19 protein-coding genes are annotated in these 23,206 nt (G+C 45.9%); all 19 read right to left on the bottom strand.

Features of this window, described 5'->3' with window-relative positions; all coding sequences use genetic code 11:
* Position 1: 1 nt before the first annotated feature.
* The 19 genes from MHB43_RS12345 to rseP all read right to left on the bottom strand — a co-directional run bounded on the left by MHB43_RS12345 (position 2) and on the right by rseP (position 23,141).
* The gene (locus tag MHB43_RS12345) at positions 2–598 is read right to left on the bottom strand and encodes a dipicolinate synthase subunit B (protein WP_076208872.1); all 597 of its coding nucleotides are present in this window, start codon (positions 596–598) and stop codon (positions 2–4) included.
* Entirely contained in the window at positions 595–1,494 is a 900-nt protein-coding gene (gene dpsA / locus MHB43_RS12340) for a dipicolinate synthase subunit DpsA (protein WP_076208873.1), read from the bottom strand. The genes MHB43_RS12345 and dpsA overlap by 4 nt, the downstream gene beginning before the upstream one ends.
* A 157-nt stretch (positions 1,495–1,651) precedes the next feature.
* The gene (dut, locus tag MHB43_RS12335) at positions 1,652–2,098 is read right to left on the bottom strand and encodes a dUTP diphosphatase (RefSeq protein WP_017689132.1); all 447 of its coding nucleotides are present in this window, start codon (positions 2,096–2,098) and stop codon (positions 1,652–1,654) included.
* Positions 2,058–3,341, bottom strand: a complete 1,284-nt coding sequence (locus MHB43_RS12330) for a M16 family metallopeptidase (RefSeq protein WP_405132043.1) — start codon at positions 3,339–3,341, stop codon at positions 2,058–2,060. The genes dut and MHB43_RS12330 overlap by 41 nt, the downstream gene beginning before the upstream one ends.
* 99 nt (positions 3,342–3,440) lie before the next feature.
* Positions 3,441–4,436, bottom strand: coding sequence for a polysaccharide deacetylase family protein (locus MHB43_RS12325; protein WP_047842504.1), 996 nt, complete (start codon positions 4,434–4,436; stop codon positions 3,441–3,443).
* A 175-nt stretch (positions 4,437–4,611) separates the two neighbouring features.
* Entirely contained in the window at positions 4,612–6,714 is a 2,103-nt protein-coding gene (pnp, locus tag MHB43_RS12320; protein ID WP_405132042.1) for a polyribonucleotide nucleotidyltransferase, read from the bottom strand.
* Between the two features lie 259 nt (positions 6,715–6,973).
* Positions 6,974–7,243: a 30S ribosomal protein S15 gene (gene rpsO, locus MHB43_RS12315; RefSeq protein ID WP_056700672.1), complete on the bottom strand. Its 270-nt coding sequence runs from the start codon at positions 7,241–7,243 to the stop codon at positions 6,974–6,976.
* 159 nt (positions 7,244–7,402) lie between these two features.
* A complete protein-coding gene (locus MHB43_RS12310) occupies positions 7,403–8,341 on the bottom strand; it encodes a bifunctional riboflavin kinase/FAD synthetase (protein WP_405132041.1) in 939 nt (312 codons plus the stop codon).
* A 70-nt stretch (positions 8,342–8,411) separates the two neighbouring features.
* Positions 8,412–9,335 carry a tRNA pseudouridine(55) synthase TruB gene (gene truB / locus MHB43_RS12305; protein ID WP_405132040.1) on the bottom strand — a complete coding sequence of 308 codons (924 nt, stop codon included), beginning with the start codon at positions 9,333–9,335 and terminating at the stop codon, positions 8,412–8,414.
* A complete protein-coding gene (locus tag MHB43_RS12300; protein ID WP_237175946.1) occupies positions 9,329–10,306 on the bottom strand; it encodes a bifunctional oligoribonuclease/PAP phosphatase NrnA in 978 nt (325 codons plus the stop codon). Before MHB43_RS12300 ends, truB begins: the two co-directional genes overlap by 7 nt.
* A 19-nt stretch (positions 10,307–10,325) precedes the next feature.
* Complete coding sequence (rbfA, locus tag MHB43_RS12295) at positions 10,326–10,685, bottom strand: 30S ribosome-binding factor RbfA (RefSeq protein ID WP_017689140.1); 360 nt, start codon at positions 10,683–10,685, stop codon at positions 10,326–10,328.
* A gap of 25 nt (positions 10,686–10,710) precedes the next feature.
* The gene (gene infB, locus MHB43_RS12290) at positions 10,711–13,296 is read right to left on the bottom strand and encodes a translation initiation factor IF-2 (protein ID WP_221824155.1); all 2,586 of its coding nucleotides are present in this window, start codon (positions 13,294–13,296) and stop codon (positions 10,711–10,713) included.
* A complete protein-coding gene (locus MHB43_RS12285; protein WP_017689142.1) occupies positions 13,289–13,618 on the bottom strand; it encodes a ribosomal L7Ae/L30e/S12e/Gadd45 family protein in 330 nt (109 codons plus the stop codon). The genes infB and MHB43_RS12285 overlap by 8 nt, the downstream gene beginning before the upstream one ends.
* Entirely contained in the window at positions 13,611–13,916 is a 306-nt protein-coding gene (gene rnpM / locus MHB43_RS12280; RefSeq protein WP_017689143.1) for an RNase P modulator RnpM, read from the bottom strand. The genes MHB43_RS12285 and rnpM overlap by 8 nt, the downstream gene beginning before the upstream one ends.
* A gap of 25 nt (positions 13,917–13,941) precedes the next feature.
* The gene (gene nusA, locus MHB43_RS12275; protein WP_405132039.1) at positions 13,942–15,039 is read right to left on the bottom strand and encodes a transcription termination factor NusA; all 1,098 of its coding nucleotides are present in this window, start codon (positions 15,037–15,039) and stop codon (positions 13,942–13,944) included.
* A 123-nt stretch (positions 15,040–15,162) separates the two neighbouring features.
* The gene (rimP, locus tag MHB43_RS12270) at positions 15,163–15,624 is read right to left on the bottom strand and encodes a ribosome maturation factor RimP (protein WP_047842499.1); all 462 of its coding nucleotides are present in this window, start codon (positions 15,622–15,624) and stop codon (positions 15,163–15,165) included.
* A 256-nt stretch (positions 15,625–15,880) separates the two neighbouring features.
* Positions 15,881–20,200, bottom strand: a complete 4,320-nt coding sequence (locus MHB43_RS12265; RefSeq protein WP_405132038.1) for a PolC-type DNA polymerase III — start codon at positions 20,198–20,200, stop codon at positions 15,881–15,883.
* Positions 20,201–20,352: 152 nt separating this feature from the next.
* Entirely contained in the window at positions 20,353–21,807 is a 1,455-nt protein-coding gene (gene proS / locus MHB43_RS12260) for a proline--tRNA ligase (protein WP_339184094.1), read from the bottom strand.
* A gap of 62 nt (positions 21,808–21,869) precedes the next feature.
* A complete protein-coding gene (gene rseP, locus MHB43_RS12255) occupies positions 21,870–23,141 on the bottom strand; it encodes an RIP metalloprotease RseP (protein ID WP_339184092.1) in 1,272 nt (423 codons plus the stop codon).
* Positions 23,142–23,206 lie beyond the last annotated feature (65 nt).

Here is a 23,206-nt window from a genome sequence, read left to right as displayed (position 1 = left end):
ATCAAGCCTGTGAAGAACGCTCCACAATCATCGGCTGCAACTGTTTGCCCTCAAGAGCACTCCAGCAAGCCTCTGGAATCAATTCCATTTTGGCGACTAACGAGTTTGGTTTTTTCATTGGATCGTCCTGCCCAAATGGCACAAAATACAAATATTTGGCCACGAGCAATTTGGCGATATTCGCAGCATTCAAGCCCAGACCGTCATTCGTGGAAATCGCGAGCACAAGCGGACGCTGATTGCGCATCTGCGCTTTGGCGGCCATTAGCACTGGACTGTCGGTCATCGCATTAGCCAGCTTGCTTGTTGTATTCCCTGTGCATGGAGCAATCACCAGCACATCAAGCAACTTGGAAGGCCCTAATGGCTCCGCTTCAACAATTGTAGAAATGATATCATTACCTGTTATATCTTTCAACTGTTTTTGCCAATTTTGCGCCGTACCAAAGCGTGTATCCGTCGTCAGAACCGAATTCGAAATAATCGGAATGACGTTGGCACCTTCAGCTACGAAGCGGCTAATTACCGGCATAACCTCTTCAAACGTACAATGAGAACCCGTAATTGCATAACCTACCGTTTTTCCCTGCCAGTTCATGATTTAACCTCCCGTGCGTTCTGTTCTTCCAAAAGCAAACGGATCAACGCGTCGGCAATAATGCCGCCAGCCGTTTTGGGAGCAACAATGCCGGGGAGGCCAGGCGCAAGTAGCGCTTTGATACCGCGTTTGTCAGCATACCTGAAATCACAGCCGCCAGGAGCGGATGCGAGGTCGATAATGACAGCCTTTTGCGGCATTCTGGACAGGATTTGTGCTGTGATTATCATAGTCGGTATCGTATTAAAAAGCAAGTCAACTTCCCCGGTTTGAGCGGCCAAATCCGTTGTCATGAAAGGCTTCCAGCCCATTATTGTAGCGCGGGCAGCATCCTCTTCGCGCCTGATTCCTACCCGCACATTTGCTCCAAGTCCCTGCAGTGTTTTGGCCATTGTGAATCCTGTTCGACCAATGCCCAGCACAATGCATTCCGAACCATGGATTGTGAAGTCCGTCTCCCGAATAGCTATGGCGATGGCTCCCTCAGCTGTTGGAATAGAGTTGTAAAGTGCAATATCATCACGATCAAGTACTTCAACAAGTCGCAGCCCATTTTCAAGACAAAGTTCGCGCAGGAACGGCTTTGCCATACCTGTGAACACAATACAATGCTCGGGTAATGCTGCAATATGTTCCTTTTTCAAATAGATCGGTGTGTCACTGAATGAAGTACTTACTTTTCCCTGGTCATCGCAACCGACGACAGGCAGTACCAGTACATCTGCAGAAGCAAACACTTCATCCTCCAGTTCCTGGTGCTCGATCCCTGGAATGGAACGCTCTATTTTATCGAAACCCACCACACTTACCGTTGCATCCAGCTCAGCGCACTTTTGAATGACTTCAAGCTGCCGCGCATCTCCGCCCAGGACTACAATCCGGACTCCGGTCAGCATCGGGACGTCACTCCTTTCACCACATGTATGCCTTATCGTATGCAAGGGCCCACAGGGGGGTGAAAACAATAATTGCATTCCACCGTCTGTTTCTCGAATGTAAAAAAGAGCCGCCCCTGTCAGGGACGACTCTAAAGAATAGGTATATTTACGCTGCTTATTTCCCGGTATGACCGAATCCGCCTTCGCCACGTACCGTTTCGGAAAGTTCATTCACTTCCGTCAATTCAACCGCAGGCACGGTCTGGAAGACGATCTGTGCGATGCGCTCTCCTCGTACAATCGTGAACGGTTCCTGACCCAGATTAATCAACAGCACTTTAACTTCTCCACGATAATCCGCATCAATGGTCCCCGGTGTGTTGAGGCAGGTAATTCCATGTTTGAAAGCCAGTCCGCTCCGAGGACGGATCTGTGCTTCCAATCCAGCTGGCATTGCCATCGCAAGTCCGGTAGGAATCAGCGTACGCTGACCCGGCTGCAATACAACATCTTCCTGAAGTGCAGCTACTACATCAAAGCCGGATGCCAGCTCCGACATTTTTTGAGGCAGTTTAATATCTTCATTGCCCGGCAGTTTCTGTATTTGAACGTAATGCAACAAAATCATCCCTTCTCAATCCAGCGATCGTCTTATCTGAAGCGCCAACCATAGCAAGTGCAAAAGGCTCAGCAAACATCAGATCAAGTACCGCGTTAATATCGTCCATGGTAACTTGCTCAATTTTGGTGATCATCTCATCCAGCGTATGGTGTCTGCCCAGCATGAGTTCGTTTTTACCCAGACGATTCATGCGACTACCTGTGCTTTCCAAGCTCAGAATCAAGCTGCCTTTCAGCTGTTCTTTTCCTTTACGAAGTTCATCTTCGGACAAGCCGTTTACAGCCAGGTCGCGCAGAACCTCTTTAGTCAGATCGAGCACTTCTTTGGTCTGTTTTGGTGCTGTACCCGCGTATATCGTGAAAAGTCCGCTGTCCGCATGAGAGCTATGATAGGAATACACGGAGTACGCAAGACCCCGTTTCTCACGAATTTCCTGGAACAGTCTGGAGCTCATGCCTCCACCAATGGCGTTATTCAGAACAACCATAGCGAATTGCAGCGGATCTCCGATTTTACAGCCCGGGAACGAAATACAGATATGATTCTGTTCCGTTTTCTTTTTGTGAAAGAGCTGTTCGCTTTGGAAGGCTGGCATCGTGACTGCTTCCGTTACTCCATTTACATCAAAAGCACCAAAATGCTTCTCCATCAGATCGATTACACTGTCATCAATATTACCCGCGATACTAATGACCGTGTTCTCAATCGTGTAGTGCTCCTTCATATATGCACGCAGATGACTGGAATCCATCGCTTTGAGACGTTCTTCCGTACCCAGGATTGGGTATGCGAGTGGATGCTCACCATAGGCGGCCAAGGCCATCAGATCATGAACCATATCATCCGGCGTATCTTCATACATCGAGATTTCTTCCAGAATGACGTTTTTCTCCTTGATCAATTCACCATCATCCATTTTGGAGCGGAAAAACATATCAGACAATACATCAACCGCAATCGGCAAATGTTCATCCAACACTTTAGCATAATAACACGTGTATTCTTTGGAAGTGAACGCATTCACGTTACCGCCAATCGCATCGAACTGCTCCGCAATCGCCTTGGCATCATAACGATCTGTTCCTTTGAACAACATGTGTTCAATAAAATGTGATACTCCGTTACTTGCAGGTTGCTCATTGCGCGAACCTGTCTTGACCCATATTCCGAAAGACACAGAACGGCAGGTCGGTATCTGTTCCATGACAACTCTGAGGCCATTGCCCAGCTGAATTTTTTTCATGGTTGGCCCTCCTACATCTCTATAATTGCCTTGATCTCAACCTTGAAATTGAAATCGACATTTGGTTCCAACTTTTTGATATTAACAAAAAAACAACGTTCACTCAACCGCAGAGGTATTTACACGTTCCGAAGACAGCGTCTCACTTACTGTTCCGAGCACCAGACCTTTGGCCCGTATGGATTGAATCATGCCCTTTAAAGCTCCCGAAGAAGCAGCTGTAGGGTGCATTAGAATTAACGTGCCTGCCTCGGTATTTTTTGCAATTTTAGCAACAACGGCATCCGGGCTTGGCTTACGCCAATCCACAGTATCTACTGTCCATAACACGGTTTGCAGCCCCATGGATGAAGCAATGTCAACGGTCTTCTGATTAAAGTCACCGGAAGGCGGAGCAAACCAACGATTCTCTACGCCCAGTGTTTTATGGAGCAGATCCTGGGTTTTGCTAATTTCCAGCTTGGCCCGTTCTGCGCTCAATCGACTCATATTCGGGTGAGAATACGCATGATTGGACATCTCATGCCCACGCTTCTGAATTTCTTTGGCCAGTTCAACGTTTTTGCTTAACCAACTTCCATCCAGAAAAAAAGTAGCCTTCACTTTCTCGGCATCGAGCGTATCCAGCATCGGTTTAATGTATTCGTTCCCCCAGGCCACATTAATCATAAATGAAACCATCGGTTTGTTTGCATTCCCCCGATAGATCGGATGTGCACCCAAATCCTTAAGCTGGATCTCCGGCTCAATCTGACGGTAGACATACGCTATTTTGGTATTCAACGTTCCACTCAGCGCCTTACGGTATGTCGCTTCCACATCAATCTCCATGCCATTATAACCAGGAATTGCTTTCCATACCCGATCCACTCTGGCATTCACCGGAGCAATTTTCGTTTCAGCCGCTTTATCCCGAATCGCAGACAACAGCGCATCTTCTCCAGTCGCCTCCTTAAACATGTCAAAAGCATTTTGCGTACCTGGCCCATCACGGATCTCCGTAATGTATGTACGTACACTGCCAACTTGTCCGATCAATATGACCGCAGTCACACCCGCCAGAACAGCCGCCAGCTTTTTGGATTGGTTTCCCACAGCTCCATCCTCCCGCCGTCTTTGTCCCCATCATATGAGGACAAGGGCAAGAATATGAATGCTAAGCCATGTTTTCATCTTTGCTTTACATATTTAAACGTTAAAAAAAGAGCCAGAAATTCACATTCTGTCTCTTCATTCAATCTATCCTTTTGTAACCTGTCGCTTCGGTATCCTAGGATTGAGCCGGAACTTCAGCAGTCAAAACTGCTTTACGGGACAAGTTGATTCGACCTTGTGGGTCAATTTCCGTTACTTTTACCGTAATGGAATCACCGATAGCTACAACATCTTCCACTTTGGCAACACGTTCAGTTGACAGTTGCGAGATGTGTACCAGACCTTCTTTGTTCGGAAGTACTTCAACAAATGCACCGAATTTTTCTACGCGTTTTACTTTGCCGACATAAATCTCGCCGACCAATACTTCGCGCACAATACCTTCGATGATCGCTTTGGCTTTATCATTCATCTCCTGGTTGGAAGAAGCGATAAAGACACGTCCATCCTGTTCAATATCAATTTTAACACCGGTTTCTTCGATGATTTTATTGATAATTTTACCACCTGCACCGATAACATCACGGATTTTGTCCGGGTTGATATGCATCGTTGTAATTTTAGGTGCATATTGTGATAACTGCTCACGTGGAGTTTTCAAAATTTCGTTCATTTTGCCCAAAATGTGCATACGACCTTCTTTGGCTTGCGCCAATGCATCAGACAAAATTTGACGATTAATACCAGCAATTTTGATGTCCATTTGGATTGCAGTTACACCTTCAGGTGTTCCAGCTACTTTAAAGTCCATGTCACCGAGGTGATCTTCCATACCTTGAATATCACTCAGAATGGATACATGATCTCCATCTTTGATCAGACCCATAGCTACACCCGCAACTGGAGCTTTGATTGGTACACCTGCATCCATCATAGCTAAAGTGCTGGCACAGATACTTGCCTGAGATGATGAACCGTTGGATTCCAGAACTTCAGATACCAAACGTATCGTGTATGGGAAATCCGTTTCGGAAGGAATCACTTTGGAAAGCGCGCGCTCACCCAGAGCACCATGTCCGATTTCGCGACGGCCTGGAGCACGTAATGGACGAGCTTCACCTACGCTGAATGGTGGGAAGTTATAGTGATGCATGAATCGTTTCGTTTCTTCAAGACTGATTCCGTCCAAAATCTGAACATCACCCAGTGCACCCAGTGTACAAACGCTAAGTGCTTGCGTTTGACCGCGCGTAAACAGTCCTGTACCATGTGCACGTGGCAACAGAGATGTATCACATTCAATTGGGCGAATTTCAGCAAGTCCACGTCCATCCGGACGAACTTTATCATGCGTAATCAGACGACGCACTTCTTCTTTGACGATATCGTGCAGAACTTCCTTCACGTCTTTGAACAATTCCGGACTTTCAATATATTTCTCTTCAAAGTGAGCAACGGTTTCGTCATTCACTACATCGATTGCATCTTGACGAGCATGTTTCTCGGCGATTTTAACCGCTTCGACCAGACGAGCGCTGGCGAATTCACGCACGCTGCTGTTAACTTCAGTATTAACGGTACGCAACTTAACAGCCATTTTTTCTTTTCCAGCAACTTGCACAAGTTGTTCGATTACAGCAATAATATTTTGGATCTCATCATGTCCAAACATGATTGCTTCGAGCATCACTTCTTCCGGCACTTCGTTTGCTTCCGCCTCAACCATCATGATGGCATCTTTGGTTCCTGCAACGACCAGTTCAATATCACTGACTTCAAGCTGTGCAATCGTTGGGTTAATGATGAACTCGCCATCAATACGTCCAACTTTCACGCCACCAATCGGTCCGCTGAATGGAACATCCGAAATACTCAATGCTGCCGATGTACCAATCATTGCAGCAATTTGCGGTTCGCAATCCTGATCCACACTCATAACGATATTCAGAACTTGTACATCATTCCGGAAGCCTTCCGGGAACAAAGGACGAATTGGACGGTCTGTCAGACGGCTTGAAAGAATGGCTTTCTCACTCGGTCTGCCTTCACGTTTAATAAATCCTCCCGGGATTTTACCTACGGCGTACAATCTTTCTTCATAGTTCACCGTTAATGGGAAAAAGTCCAGATCTTTCGGCTCACTTGATGCTGTCACGGTACACAATACCACGGTATCCCCGTATGTTACCTTAACGGCAGCATTAGCCTGCTTGGCCAAACGCCCGGTCTCAAGCGTAAGCTTTCTTCCACCAAGCTGCATTTCAACACGCTGTTCCATGAAACCCCTCCTTATATTCGTTCCTAATTCAATGGATTCTGCATATTTACAGTATTTCCTGCTTGTCCTGCATTCATTAGCTATGTATGGAACTTTCAACATGCTAACCTGCACAACAAAAGCTCCTCACGGAGCCCCATCTACAAATATATGGCAACATGTTCATCTACAAAACAACCCGGCTGTAGGTTCCGCTTGTCCTTTTAGACAAAAGAATGACGGATAACAGCCAGGTTGGTTTTGAAAACATGTACGATAATTAACGACGCAATCCGAGTTTTTCGATCAGTGCGCTGTAACGTTTAACATCTTTGTTTTTCACGTAAGCCAAAAGCTTACGACGTTGACCTACCATTTTCAAAAGTCCACGACGTGAGTGGTGGTCTTTCTTATGCGTACGCAAGTGGTCTGTCAAACTTCTGATGTTTTCCGTAAGGATAGCAACTTGCACCTCTGGAGATCCTGTATCGGACTCGTGAGTTTTGTGCTCGTCGATCAGTTGTTGTTTACGTTCTTGAGTCAATGCCATCCTGTTCACCTCCTTCAATATAATCGCCATTAGCCTCGTCACCGCCGGTGAGCGCAAGCAACCAAGCCAAGGTTAATGTTGTCTCAATCGACAACGTAGTACAGTATATCATAATTGCCTAGTTAAAGTAAATGTAAACATGCATTTAATCCTGAACCTTTAAGATAACAGGCGGCCGGCAGTTAATGCATCTTCACGAATTTGGCTAATCAATGCATCAATGGAGTCAAACTTTCGTTCTGCACGAATATAGTGAACGAGCTCAACCTTTAGTTCCTGGTCATACAAGTGTCCATCAAAATCAAGCAGGTGCACTTCAAACGTAGGTTTCATCCCGCTTTCGTGAAACGTAGGTTTCACACCAAGATTCATTACGCCATGCAGTTCCTGTTTGCCATACTGCACACGAACAGCGTAAACACCCTTCGACGGGGTAACGTAATGATCCGTGAGTTCAAGGTTGGCTGTAGGAAATCCAATCGTTCGTCCACGCTTCTCCCCGTGAATGACGGTTCCTCTGATGCTGTAAGGTCGACCAAGCCACTGACTGGCCTCATCCATCTCCCCACGCTTCAACAGGCCACGAATAAGAGAACTGCTCACTTTTTCACCATTTAACAAGAACGGAGGAACGGTTTCCACCGTCATCTCTTCTTCTCCCAAAGTACGAAGAAGTTGTTCATCCCCTGCACCCTTGTGACCAAAACGGAAGTCAAAACCCACCACCGCTGTTCGTGTCTGAAGAGGAATCAACAGGTCGTGTACGAATTGTTGCGGCGTCAACCGTGAGAAATCTTCATTGAACTCCACCACATAGAGTACATCAACGCCCATTCCTGCCAAGATATCTTCTTTATCTCTCAAGGGAGTTAAATAACCCTCGTAATCCCCTTTGCGCATAACTTCCTTCGGATGTGGATGAAAGGTCATGACCGCTGCCTGCATGCCCGTTTCCCGCGCAATGCGGACAGCTGATAAAATGACACTTGCATGTCCGAGATGCAGTCCGTCGAATTGACCAATCGCAAGCACTTGGGGCAGTGTGCTCAGCTCAGTCGAATGTAACGTCTGCGGATAGGTTAGCATTACGGTTTTCACAATCATTCACCTGCATTTCACTAGATAGGCCAAGCTTGAGCATCACCACAACTCCAAGCCCGAAACCTCTTTATTCCGGCAAAAAGACTTTAACTGCCCTCACCGTTGGTTTTAGTTCATCCCGCTCAAATATCCCCAGAAACGTACCATCCTGAGCATACAACCGCATTAACCCAGGTTGCTCTACAGGTGGTTCCAGAAGACGTGCAGACAGTTTCTGACCTTGAAGTGCTCCTTTGACCTGTTCTTCTCCAACCTTGTGGGCCGGAATTGAAGAAATAGCCTCGTCAACAGGAATCAGCACCTCCGCCAAAGTCCCGTCAGCCATAAGTTGTTCCACTTCTTCAATACGAAGACAACGATCTGCAGAGATACCTGCCGATATTGTACGCTCCAGTTGAACCATAGTCGATGGATATCCGAGTTGCCGGCCAATGTCTACACACAATGTCCGAATATAGGTACCTTTTGAACATAAAGCCCGGAAAGATATATCGGTGGTCTCACCCTGAGTCTCAATCCCTGTAAGTTCGAGCTCATAGATTGTGACCTCACGACTCTTACGCTCTACCGTCTTACCTTCACGAGCAAGCTCATAAAGACGTTTGCCGTCTACCTTTACCGCAGAATACATGGGTGGTACTTGAGAGATCGTGCCCAGAAACTGCTTTAGCACCTGTTGAACCTGTTCCTGTGTTACTTCCACAGTCGTTTCAGCCCGCTCAATGACTTCCCCTGTCATATCCTCTGTGTCAGTAGAGAGTCCCAATCTGAGCGTAGCCAGATATTCCTTCGGAAGCTCCTGCATGTACTCCACCACACGTGTCGCCCGTCCAAGACAGAGCGGCAGAACGCCTGTAACTTGTGGGTCAAGTGTGCCCGTATGCCCAATGCGCTTCATTTTGAGAATGCGACGCATTTTGGCTACAACATCATGAGAAGTAAATCCCGCCGGTTTATATATCGGAAGTACACCTTCAAATGGCTTTACCATTGTGAGTTCACCTGCTTCAGTACTTTTGCGACAATATCATCAAGTCTGCCTTCCAGACGACATCCGGCTGCAAGCACATGCCCGCCTCCGCCAAAGGTCTGGGCTAGTGCAGCAACATCAATCTTGCCAGCTGAACGCAAAGAAACCTTGACCGCATTCTCGTTGATGACTTTGAAAAAGATACCAACTTCCACGCCCTGAATGTTACGCGGATAATTCACTACCCCTTCAAGATCTTCATTAGCTGCTCCACAAGCCACCATATCATCTGGTGTAATAACAACCCAGGCTATCTTTCCATCATCCGTCATCTGCAGGCTTGATAGTGCCTGATTCAAAATCCGAACTTGCGGAAGAGTCACCTGCTCCAACAAGGTCTGGGCAAGATAGGGTCCATCCACGCCATGTTCAAGCAGTCTGGAGGCCGTTGTCATTACATTTGGGCTGGTGTTGGCATAGCGGAAGCCACCTGTATCCGTAAGCAATCCTGTATAAACTGCCGTCGCAACATCTTTATCCCATGTTACTTGGAACAGGTTAAGAAAATCGAACAAAATTTCAGCGGTTGCAGCAGCATCTGACTTAATGATGTTGACTGTACCATAACCGTCATTTGTAGGGTGATGATCAATATTCAAAATAACAGCATCGTCTTCGAAATAATGACGTGTCAAACCTACTCTGGCAAAGTCTGCACAATCCACACAAATAACAGCTTTATATTTTCGCTGCGGTGGTTGTTCGGTCATGTTCACAATGTTGCCTGCTTCCCACAAAAAATGCATACGCCCGGGAATTTCGCCTTCATTAATCATCGTGAATGTCTTACCCAGACATGACAGCAGCCAGCCCACCGTTACCGTCGAGCTGACTGCGTCACCGTCCGGCTGTACATGCGACACGACCAGGTAATCATCATGCTCCAGCAGAAATTGCTTTCCGGCCTGGAGCGCCTGTTCATAAGTGTGCATTGCCGTCTCCTCTATTCTGTTACTGGGATTCGTTCTTGTCGGAACCAATATCGCCAAGCAGCTTCTCAATTCGGCTGCCATAAGCGATGGATTCGTCAATCTTAAATATCAACTCGGGAACATGCCGGAACCGGATACGTTTGCCCAGCTCGGAACGCAAAAATCCATTTGCTTTTGCCAGAGCTTTGAGCGTGTTATCTTTTTGTTCCTGCTCACCGAAGACACTCAGATAAACTTTGGCTTGCGACAAGTCTCCTGTCACTTCGACTCCCGTTACCGTAATAAAGCCGATACGTGGATCTTTCAGTTCAGACTGGATGAGCAGACTGATTTCTTTCTTGATCTGCTCGCCCACTCTACCTGTACGAATCTTAGCCATCGTTGTTCACCTCATGCTTCCTTGCTTATCGTTGTACTGTCTCCATAATGAAGGCTTCGATAACGTCGCCCTCTTTGAGATCATTATATTTATCCAGTGTAATACCGCACTCGTAACCTTGGGCTACTTCTTTGGCATCATCTTTATAACGTTTCAGGGAATCCAGCTTACCTTCGTAAAGGACAATGCCATCACGAATCAGGCGTGCTTCCGCAGAACGCGTAATTTTACCCGAGGTAACCATACAACCAGCGATGGTACCCACTTTACTGATGGAGAACGTGCTCCGAACTTCAGCATGACCGATAACTTTTTCTTTGTAGATCGGATCAAGCATACCTTTCATCGCTTGTTCAATTTCTTCGATAACACTGTAGATTACGCGATGCAGACGAATGTCTACTTGCTCTTGATCTGCAGTTGCTTTCGCCTGGTTATCAGGACGAACGTTGAAACCAATCACGATGGCATTGGATGCTGCCGCCAAAATGATGTCGGACTCCGTGATTGCACCAGCGCCGCTATGAATGATTTTCACGCGTACACCTTCAACTTCGATCTTCGCAAGGGAACCTTTCAATGCTTCAACCGAACCTTGTACGTCACCTTTGATGATTACGTTCAGATCTTTGATCTCGCCATCTTTGATGTGTTGGAACAGATCATCCAACGTTACGCGAGTATGTGTACCCAGATCGGATTCACGTTGCGTAATCGCACGTTTGTCAGCGATGGAACGCGCTTTGCGCTCATCTTCAAACACCATGAATGGATCTCCCGCACCTGGAACTTCAGTCAAACCTGTGATTTCAACAGGTGTTGAAGGTCCAGCCTCTTTCAGACGACGACCTTTGTCATTGACCATCGCACGGACACGACCGAAGCAGTTACCTGCTACGAATGCATCGCCGACTTTCAATGTACCGTGCTGTACGAGGATACGTGCAACTGGGCCACGTCCTTTATCCAGCTCGGCTTCAATCACTGTACCACGGGCACGTTTGTCCGGGTTCGCTTTGTATTCGTTCACTTCTGCAACCAGCAGAATCATTTCAAGCAGACCTTCCAGACCCATTCTTTGTTTCGCTGACACGTTAACAAAGATGGTATCTCCGCCCCACTCTTCAGGAACGAGTTCATAGCTAGTTAGTTCTTGTTTCACTTTGTCTGGATCAGCACCCGGCTTGTCAATTTTATTGACAGCCACGATGATTGGTAGCCCAGCAGCTTTGGCATGGTTAATCGCCTCAATTGTCTGTGGCATAACACCGTCATCCGCAGCTACGACAATAATCGTCATATCCGTAACTTGTGCGCCCCGTGCACGCATCGCTGTAAACGCTTCGTGACCCGGAGTATCCAGGAACGTGATCTTTTTGTTGTTGATTTCAACTTGATATGCACCGATATGTTGCGTGATTCCGCCTGCTTCGCCATCGGATACATTCGTTGAACGAATAGCATCCAGCAAAGTAGTTTTACCATGGTCAACGTGACCCATGATCGTAACTACTGGTGGACGAGCCTGCAAGTCAGCAGCATCATCATTCTCTTCCAGTGTTTCGAAACGGTCATCTTCAAGCACAATCTTCACTTCAACCTCAACACCGAATTCACCTGAAAGCAGAAGGATCGTTTCGATATCAAGCTCTTGGTTGATTGTTGCCATAACGCCCATAGCGATGAGCTTTTTGATAACTTCGGAAGCATCCTTATGGAGCAACTTCGCTGTTTCACCAACAGTCATATCACCACGAACGATGATTTTCTTAGGTGTGTTATCAATTTTTTCACGTTGTTGGTACTGTTGTTGATTTCTGTTGCGGTTGTTCTTGCCACCACGGTTACCACGGAAGTTGCCGCCACGGTTGTCATCATAACGACGTCCACCGCCACCGCTGTTCGAACGGTTACCACTATTGTTGTTGCTGCCAGTAGTGCCACCTGGGCCGCTTCTACGTTGGCCTTGTCCTTGGCTCTGACCTTGGCCACCGCTACGGTTGCCAGCAGTACCTGTATTACCACCGCTGTTAGGTCCTGAAGTTCTTACCTGACCGCCACCGCTGTTATTCGGACGTTGACCCGATCCTTGCGGACGGGATGCAGTACTGCTTTGTCCACCTTGAGCTGGTCTTGGACGGTTAGTTGATTGTCCTCCTTGGCTTGAGCCTTGGGAAGAGTTCGTTCTGTTGCGGCTGTCTTGGCCGCTGGGTCTTTGGGTGCCATTGTTATTGTTGGAATTTGGTCTATTGTTCATACCTACCTGCTTTTCCTGTTGTATTTTTGTTTGTACGGGACTACCGGATGGGTTACTGCTCTTCGGCGTGTTCACTCCGCCGGCCGGCTTGTTGCTGTCCACTGGTTTGTCACTGCGCACTGCCGAAGTAGCAACTGGTTTTGCATCGTTACTTTGTTTCGAAGCAGCAGTGGATTTTATATCTTTAAAAAATTGTTCCACCTTACCGACTGAACCATTCTCCATGACACTCATATGATTGTTTACGGGAATTTCCAGCTTTTTAAGAATGGTTATAATTTCTTTACTACTCATATTAAGGGACTTCGCATATTCATAAACTCGCAATTTATCCTTGTTTTCCTGTTTACTCAATATACTCCACCTCCGACATTATACCGACTTGCTTGGAGATCATTTTTGCAAACCCTCGATCCGTTACTGCAAGAACAACACGCGTGTCTTTACCGATACTTGAACCCAAACTATCCCGGTCAAATCCGATCAACAGAGGAACCTTATAAGTTCCGCATTTATCGCGAAATTTCTTTTGTGTATTGGCTGAGGCGTCACCCGCAACAATAACCATTTTAGCTTCGGAAGAACGGATCGCTTTAAGTACAATTTCTTCACCTGTTACAAGTTTACCTGCACGCATAGAGAGTCCCAAATAAGACAGCGTTTTAATATTAGTCATGTTCACGCTCCTGTGCTGCTTTGAATTCATCCTCAACCGCGATGAAGTCAGCTGCTAATTGCTCGTAAATTTCAGGTGAGACTTTGCCTTTCAACGCCCGATCCAAAGCCCGGTTTTTGAGTGCGAGCTTAAAACAGGACTCTTTGCCGCATAAATAGGCACCACGTCCGGATTTTTTGCCAGTCAAATCGATCAGCACTTCATCCTCTGGCGTTTTAACAATGCGAATCAGCTGCTTTTTGGGCATCATTTCTTGGCATGCCACACATTTGCGCAGCGGCACTTTTTTTGGTTTCATACGTCAGCGCCCCCCGTACTTTACTTTAGTCGACGGAGACGGAATCCTGATGCATTTCAGAAGAAGAATCTTTTTCTCTGCCGAATTCCTGTTCCGCCTGGCTCTCGCTCTTAATGTCGATTTTCCAGCCGGTTAATTTGGCTGCCAATCTGGCATTTTGGCCTTTGATACCAATTGCGAGCGACAGTTGATAGTCCGGAACGATAACCCGAGCCATCTTTTCTTCCTCAAATACATGAACTTCCAATACTTTGGAAGGACTCAGTGCATTAGCAACATATTCGTCTACCTGATCGGAGAAACGAACAATGTCGATTTTTTCACCGCGCAGCTCACCCACAATGGTCTGCACGCGCATTCCCTTAGGACCTACACAAGATCCAACTGGATCAACTTCCACGTTGCGGGAATGTACGGCAATCTTGGAGCGGAACCCTGCTTCGCGAGCGACGGAGCGAATTTCAACTACACCGTCAAAGATCTCAGGCACTTCCAGTTCAAAGAGACGTTTCAAGAGGCCCGGATGGGTACGGGACAAAATGATTTGCGGCCCTTTCGTCGTATTCTCGACCTTGGTGATATACGCCTTAATACGGTCACCATGAACAAACTTCTCGTTCGGCATCAATTCGGTCAGCGGTAAAGCCGCTTCGATTTTGCCCAGATCGATGTAGATATTGCGCAAATCCTGACGCTGCACCACTCCCGTAACGATATCTTCTTCCTTATCTACGAAAGCGTTGTAGATCAGGCCGCGTTCGGCTTCACGAATCCGCTGGGTCACTACCTGTTTGGCAGTTTGTGCCGCGATACGTCCGAAATCACGCGGCGTAACTTCAATCTCCGCAATATCTTCCAGCTGGAAGTGTGGGTTGATTTCTCGTGCAGCAGGCAATGAAATTTCGGTACGTGAATCCAGGACTTCTTCCACGATCAATTTACGGGCATACACTCGAATAACTCCCGTATTACGGTTCATGTCAACACGCACATTCTGGGCCGTGTTGAAATTCCGCTTGTAGCTGGAAATTAGTGCAGCCTCGATCGCTTCAAACAGCACATCCTTGCTGATCCCTTTTTCCCGTTCCAATTCATTCATTGCTTCAATAAAATCCATACTCATGAATGTTGATCCCCCTTTCAAACATGGCATCTCATACGTAAAACGGCGAAAGGCTCTGAACTCATGAGCACCTTGCCGTTATCGTGAGATGTGTCTTTTTCATTAATAAAGTGAACAAGGCACTTAAAACAAAATAGCTAGGCGCGCACTGGCAACCTTATCATAAGAAATGGCATGCTGTTTTTTGCCTGCTTCGATCACGAGTTCCTCGTCATCAAAGGAAAGCAGCTTGCCTTCAAATTCCTTCAATCCGTTCACCGGCTCGTAGGTTGTAACAAAAACATTTTTGCCTACAGCTTTGGTAACGTCCTCAGGTTTTTTCAGTGGACGCTCCGCACCGGGAGAAGACACTTCAAGGAAATAGATGGTTGGAATCGGATCGTTCTCATCCAGCTTGGCGCTCAGCTTTTCGCTGATCAAGACGCAATCGTCGATGTCGATGCCACCCTCTTTGTCGACATACACCCGTAAAAACCAGTTGCTGCCTTCTTTGACGTATTCGATGTCAACCAGCTCGAAGCCTTGTTCGTTCAAGTAGGGTTGGATCATTTCTTCCACGGTAGATTTAATGTTCGTTGTGCTCAAAACCAATAACCTCCAACTTAGGTTACACCAGCATAAAAGCACTGGCAGATTATTCAATACCCAAGATTCTTGTATACCAAAGACTAAAGAGTGGGTTTCCCCACTCTTTAGAAATTCGTACTATCTCGTTCACTTCAAAAATTATAACATAGTCTGGTAATAGTGACAAGTAAGCGATGGTTCTGGCAGTTTACTTACTAATGAAGGAAAAATTACGTTCCCCCAGCAATCGCTATGTTTAGATCCAAATTCAATCCTAGAAAAGAGAAAGCTGATTGCTCTCTGGCAAGCCACGGAAACATCCCATATTGGACAGGAGTTCAACAATGGTCTTACTTGCTTTCGACTTCTGCTGGAAGTCCTCAACCGATAGAAACTCACCATGATCTCTTGCTGCAGCAATGTTGCGAGCAGCATTATCCCCGATTCCTGCCAACGCCGAAAATGGAGGGATTAGTGATTTTCCGTCAACGATGAACTTTGTCGCTTCCGAACGGTATAAGTCAATGGATTTCAGCGAGAATCCGCGTGCTGCCATTTCCAGACCCATTTCCAGAACAGGTAACATGTTTTTCTCTTTTGGAGGTGCCTGGAAACCTAATTGCTCAATTTCCGTAATTTTGCGATAGATCGCGTCATATCCCTGACACATCAGTTCGATATCAATCTCATCTGCCCGAACGGTAAAGTAGGTTGCGTAATATTCAATCGGATGATACAGCTTGAAGAACGCCGTACGTACTGCCGAAATAACATAAGCGGCCGCGTGTGCCTTCGGGAACATGTACTGGATTTTGAGACACGAATCAATGTACCATTGAGGCACTTTACAATTCTTCATCTCGTCAATCCATTCCTGCGGCAGGCCCCGTCCCTTACGAACACTCTCGGTAATCTTAAATGCCAGACTTGCGTCCATTCCCGTTTTATAGATCAGGAATAACATGATATCATCCCGACAACCGATCACCGTCTTAATGTTACACGTTCCGTTCTTAATCAGATCCTGAGCGTTTCCAAGCCATACGCCTGTACCATGGGACAATCCGGAAATCTGCAATAAATCGGCAAAAGACGTCGGCTGGGATTCGACAAGCATCTGACGTACAAACTTCGTTCCCATCTCTGGCACACCAAACGTCGCGACTGGCGACCTAATCTGTTCCGGTGTAACACCCAGAGCGTCGGTTGAGTTAAACATGCTCATGACTTTGGGATCATTCATCGGAATGCTCGTTGGATCGACACCTGTCAAGTCCTGCAACATCCGCATCATAGTTGGATCATCGTGCCCCAGAATATCAAGTTTCAGCAAGTTTTCTTCAAAAGCATGATAATCAAAGTGTGTGGTTTTCCACTCCGCATTAACGTCGTCAGCTGGAAACTGAACAGGTGTAACGTCTTCGACTTCGATATAATCAGGTACCACGACAATACCGCCGGGATGCTGTCCAGTACTCCGTTTCACCCCAGTACAGCCAGAGGCCAAACGATTCAATTCAGCTCCGCGCCATTTCTTGTGATGTTCTTCCTCATACTTCTTGGCAAAACCAAATGCTGTTTTCTCAGCCACGGTACCAATGGTACCCGCACGGAAAACACTCTTCTCACTAAATAGTACTTTCGTATAGTTATGAGCATGAGGCTGATAATCACCAGAGAAGTTCAAGTCAATATCGGGAACTTTATCTCCTTTAAATCCAAGGAAGGTCTCAAACGGAATATCTTGGCCTTCTCCTTTAAGTGTGCCACCACAATCCGGACATTCTTTCTCTGGAAGGTCAAATCCACTTCGAACACTGCCGTCCAGGAACCACTCGCTGTGTTTGCATTCTGAATTCACACAAATATAATGTGCAGGTAGTGGATTAACCTCGGATATACCCAGGAATGTAGCAACAACAGAGGAGCCTACCGATCCCCGTGAACCTACGAGATAACCATCCTGATTCGATTTTTTAACCAAGCGTTCCGAGATCAGATAGTTGGCAGAAAAACCGTATTTAATAATTGGAATGAGCTCTTTCTCTAGTCGTGCCACGATTACTTCTGGTAATTCCTCGCCATAGATGGACTTGGCAGTATTATAACAGGTATTACGGATTTCTTCGTCCGCACCTTCCAGAATCGGAGTAAACAGTTTGTCCGGGAACAGCTTAATTTCCTCAAATCGGTCAGACAACTCCACCGTATTTGTAACAACGACCTCGTATGCTTTCTCTTGACCCAGGAACTGGAACTCTTCCAGCATTTCCTCTGTCGTTCTAAAATGTGCATCCGGTTTACGCTGATCTTTCAGTGGACTAAATCCTGTAATTCCGTGAATGGTGATATCCCGATATAACTTGTCACGTGGTTCCAAATAGTGCACGTTACCTGTGGCTATGACCGGTTTATTCAGTTTTGCACCTATATCGATAACTTTACGGATCGCTGTTTTGATTTCTTCGGGCGTAGCCACCAACCCTTTATCCACCAAATGCATATACATGGTAAGCGGTTGGATCTCCAGTATGTCATAGAACTCAGCGATCTCTTCTGCTTCTTCGAGCGATTTGTTAAGCACCGCTTCGAAAAATTCCCCTTTTTCACAGCCCGAAATAATAACAAGACCTTCACGCAAATTAATCAGTTTCGATTTGGGAATGCACGGTACCCGCTTGAAATGTTCCGTATGAGAGAGAGATACCAGCTTATATAGATTTTTCTTGCCGACATCATTCAATGCATAGATTCCACAATGGAAAGGTCTTGTATTCGACAAGTCGACACCTACATAATCATTCAAGCGATCAAGCCTTGTTAAACCTTTCATCTGAGCAGCATCATTTAATAATCCGATCAGTATACCCGCGAGTGCAACCGTATCATCTATGGCACGGTGATGACTTTCGAGTCCAACCTTATATTTATCCGCCATCGTATTCAGACGGTGGTTCTTATTTTTGGGAAATAACAATCGCGCCAGTTCCAATGTATCAAGGACCGGGTTAGGAAGCTCTGGCAATCCAATTTGCTTCAGGGAAGCCTGGATAAAGCCCATGTCAAAACGTGCATTATGCGCAACAAGCACACCATCACCAGCAAACTGCACAAAGTCACGGATAACAGGCTCCAGCTCAGGTGCGTCTTTTACCATGTCATCATTAATATTGGTCAACTGCTGAATGTTGTAGGGAATGCGTTCATGCGGATTCACAAATGTTGCAAACCGATCGATTTCCTTACCATCTTGCATCTTCACTGCTGCAATCTCAATGATTTTGTTCTGTGTTACCGACAAACCTGTGGTCTCGATATCAAATACGATGTATGTTGCTGTTTGGAGATCCAATGGCTGAGGAGCCATTACAACGGCAACAGAGTCATTCACGACATTGGCCTCAAGGCCGTAGATCATTTTAATCCCATTTTTCTTGGCAGCCTTGGAAGCCTCAGGATATACCTGCACCCCACCATGATCACTGACAGCAATCGCCTTGTGTCCCCACTCCGCTGCCATTTTCACGTATTTGTCGATCGAAGTTACAGCATCCATCGTGCTCATTGTAGAATGCAAATGGAACTCTACCCGTTTCTCTGGTGCATTATCCTTGCGAGACGGCGGTGCTTTGACTTCTATCAGATCTGAAGGGATCATGGCGAGTTCAGGAATCTGCATAAACCGGTCATACTCTACACGGCCACGCACTTTCACCCATTTACCGTTAGCCAGCAAACTGAGAATTTTAACATCCTCTTTTGTTTTGGCAAACATCTTCATTTGCATGGAGTCCGTGAAGTCGGTCAGGTAGAAGGTAAACAACGTATTTCCGTTTCGCAATTCTTTGCGATCCAGACCAAATACAGAACCTTGAAGCGTGACCTTTTTCTCTTCATCCTGGATTTCCTGCATGGGTACTGGTGGCTCCTTAATATCGTAACCCATTTGCAAACGCAGATCACCCTGCTCCTCATCCACCGGGATTTCTGTGTCCACTTCACTCATCATCTTCTCGATGACCTCAAGTTCCTCTACACGTTTTTGGGCCTGGAACTGTTCCATGGCCTCTTTATTACTTCCCACTTCACCCACTTGCATCTTGATGCGAAGAGGTAAATGAAAGTACTTATCATAGAATTTTGTAATAGCCTGATCAATCTGTTTCTTACGAGCCAACTCCATTGACGTTGCATCACTCATTGTCAGTTGTAGAAGATCCTCTTCACATTCAAAGGTTGTCCGGTTCATCCAACCATTTACAGATGGAATCTCACGGGTAACCCACTCCAGAAACAGATTCCAATATTCACTGACGATATCACCATTTTGTACTTGATCCGTGTATTTGAAGCCAAATGAAATTTTGGCAATATGATTCATCTTCTCTTGAATATGCAGGCAAAATGTGCGATAGATTGGAGCGGGTACCAACGTATCCTTTGCAATCAGAATATTCCATTCCCGATTACTTCGATTGGTCTCTACTTGTTCAATCCATCCATCCAAAAAATAGGGCTCTAACAGGCCAGCCGGAAGCTCTGCCTGTTTCATCAACAACTCAAACCGTTTTCTCTTCTCCTCGAATCCGCTCATCGTGTTCCTCCTTGTACCCCCTTAAAGCATGAAAAGCCCCTGCATTCAAAAATGTCACCGATCCGAACTCGCACCGACTCATTTTATCCGACAGAAGCTCTCCATTCATTACTTAAACGGTGAATAAGTGCTTTTCGTCAAGTGATCCTGACTTAGTATGCTCTTGCAAACACAACCGTGTGTTCTGCCTGTTCACCACAAGCCAGGCACGTATGCTTTTCTTCCGCAGGCTTGAACGGAATGTTCCGGCTTGTTGCACCTGTGACTTCTCTTACTTTATCTTCGCAAGCTTCTGAACCGCACCATCCAGCCAGTGTAAACCCGCGTTTATTTTCCATCAGTTCTTTCATCTCATCGAGTGTATCCACGGAGTAGAAGTTATCCGACATAAATGTGCGAGCACGCTCTAACATATCTGCCTGAATCTGTGTCAGCATAGCCTGGATCTCTTCTACCAGGTTCGCTTGTTCTACCACTTTCTTCTCACCTGTGATCCGTGATACGAGTACACAAACGCCATTTTCCATATCACGTGGACCAATCTCCAGACGAATCGGAACACCGCGCATCTCGTATTCATTGAACTTCCAACCTGGGCGAACATCGCTGCGGTCATCCATTTTCACACGAACTCCAGCTTTTTTCAACTCAGTGAACAACTCATCTGCACGCCCAACAACAGCATCACGCGTTTTCGGAGGCCCAATTGGAATCATGACCACTTGTGTTGGTGCCACTTTAGGAGGAAGTACGAGACCACGGTCATCTCCGTGAACCATAATTAATGCACCGATCAAACGTGTGCTTACTCCCCATGAAGTAGTGTAAGCCAGCTCCAGCACATTATTGCGGCTAAGATACTGGATTTCAAATGCTTTTGCAAAGTTCGTCCCCATATAGTGAGATGTACCTGCTTGTACAGCACGTCCATCCTTCATCATGGCTTCGATTGAGTACGTATCCACCGCACCCGCAAACTTCTCGGATTTGGTTTTCTGACCCACAATTACAGGAATAGCCAAGTATTCCTCAACCACTTCACGATAAATCTCAAGCATTTTCATCGTTTCTTCACGTGCTTCTTCTTCCGTCTCATGCGCTGTATGACCTTCCTGCCACAGGAACTCACTTGTGCGAAGGAACGGCAACGTTCTTTTTTCCCAACGAACTACGTTAGCCCACTGGTTGATCAGTACCGGAAGATCCCGATAAGACTGAATCCACTTGGAATACATGTGACCGATAATCGTTTCGGATGTAGGACGGATTGCCAGACGTTCTTCCAGCTTCTCTCCGCCAGCTTCAGTAACCCATGGTAATTCAGGGTTAAAACCTTCCACGTGCTCTTTTTCCTTTTGAAAGAAGCTCTCAGGAATGAACATCGGGAAGTACGCATTGCGATGGCCCGTTTCCCGGAAACGACGATCCAACTCATCCTTAATATGTTCCCAGATTTCAAAGCCGTCTGGTTTGAACACAATACAACCGCGTACGGGTGCATAGTCCATGAGATCAGCTTTTTTGATAACATCAATGTACCAGCGTGAGAAATCCTCACCCTGTGGTGTGATTTCAGTCACGAACTGTTTATCATTTTCCTTTGACATAAGACTCCAGCGTCCTCCCATAACGACTATCTCTGAATCTCCAGAGCGTAGTCCAACCGTAATTATCCGTTAATTAAACGTAATATATCATTGTAAGTTACTGCCAGCATCAACACAAACAACATCGCAAATCCGATAAAATGCACCATGCCTTCGCGATTGGGATCAACAGGTCTGCCGCGCAGCGCTTCAATTCCCAAAAATACAAGACGGCTACCGTCAAGTGCAGGTATTGGCAACAGGTTGAAAATCCCAAGATTGATGCTAATCATTGCACTCCAGTATATTAATCTATCCAACCCTGATTTAGCGATCTCTCCTGTTAGTTCAATGGTTCTGACAGGTCCACCTATATCATCCAGGGTGAAGTTCTGCACAAGCTGTTGAAGACCTTTGAAAATCAACTTTGAAGTTTCAATCGTGTATTTACCAGAAAGCGTAAAGGTTTCAAAAAAACCAGCTTGTCTAGTAGGAAATCCGAGTGAAATCCCTACTTTCCCACCATCTTGTCCCGGTAATGCTGTAGGAGTAACAAAAACATTAAGCTCTTTCCCCTCACGAATAACTGTCCAACTCATGGCTTTATCTTTTGACTCAGAGATTGAAGAGATAACCTTTTGCTGGTCTACTCCAACCGGAGCACCATTAATACTCTTAATGATATCTCCCTCTTTAAATCCAGCCTTCTCCGCAGGAGTGTTTGCTGTAACATCTGCTATTTTTATGTAGGAAGGATTCACAACAGGAACGCCACTCACTTGAACAAATATTGCGAACAATACAAATGCTAGAATAAAGTTCATCATAGGTCCTGCAAAAATAGCTAAGGAACGTTGCCCTACAGTCTTACTGCTAAACCAACGATCTTTAGGCGCAATTTGCATGCTAGAGTGTTTATTCACAATTACAGCCTGAGGATGAACAGAATACATCATAGACTCTCCGTCAACATCAAGTTCAATCTTAAGGGCTGTTTCAAGGTCTATATGCAAAACTTCACCTTTTATAACATTCTTGTATTTTTCAAGATTGCTCGTAAAGATTTTCTCAACCTTATCGTCCTTGATTCGAACACATATGGTTTGTCCTACATCAATTTCTGAGATATCAGGATCTTCCCCTGCCATTCTAGCATACCCACCAAAAGGTAACAAACGGAACGTGAACTGAGTTTCACCCTTTTTATATGAGAACATTTTAGGGCCAAATCCAATTGCAAATTCACGAACCAAAATGCCAGCGCGCTTAGCAAAATAATAATGGCCCCACTCATGAATTGCTACAATAACAAAGAACATCATGAATATATAGAACGCAATTTTAAGAGTCTCCAACAAACACTACACCTCCTTAACTTATTATGCATGCTCTAGAATAACATTATTCTTAATTAAATACC

This window comes from Paenibacillus sp. FSL H8-0317 (genome assembly GCF_045040685.1).
Classification (GTDB): domain Bacteria; phylum Bacillota; class Bacilli; order Paenibacillales; family Paenibacillaceae; genus Paenibacillus.
Note: the sequence above shows the minus strand (reverse complement) of the source record. Positions and strands in the feature narration are given on the sequence as shown.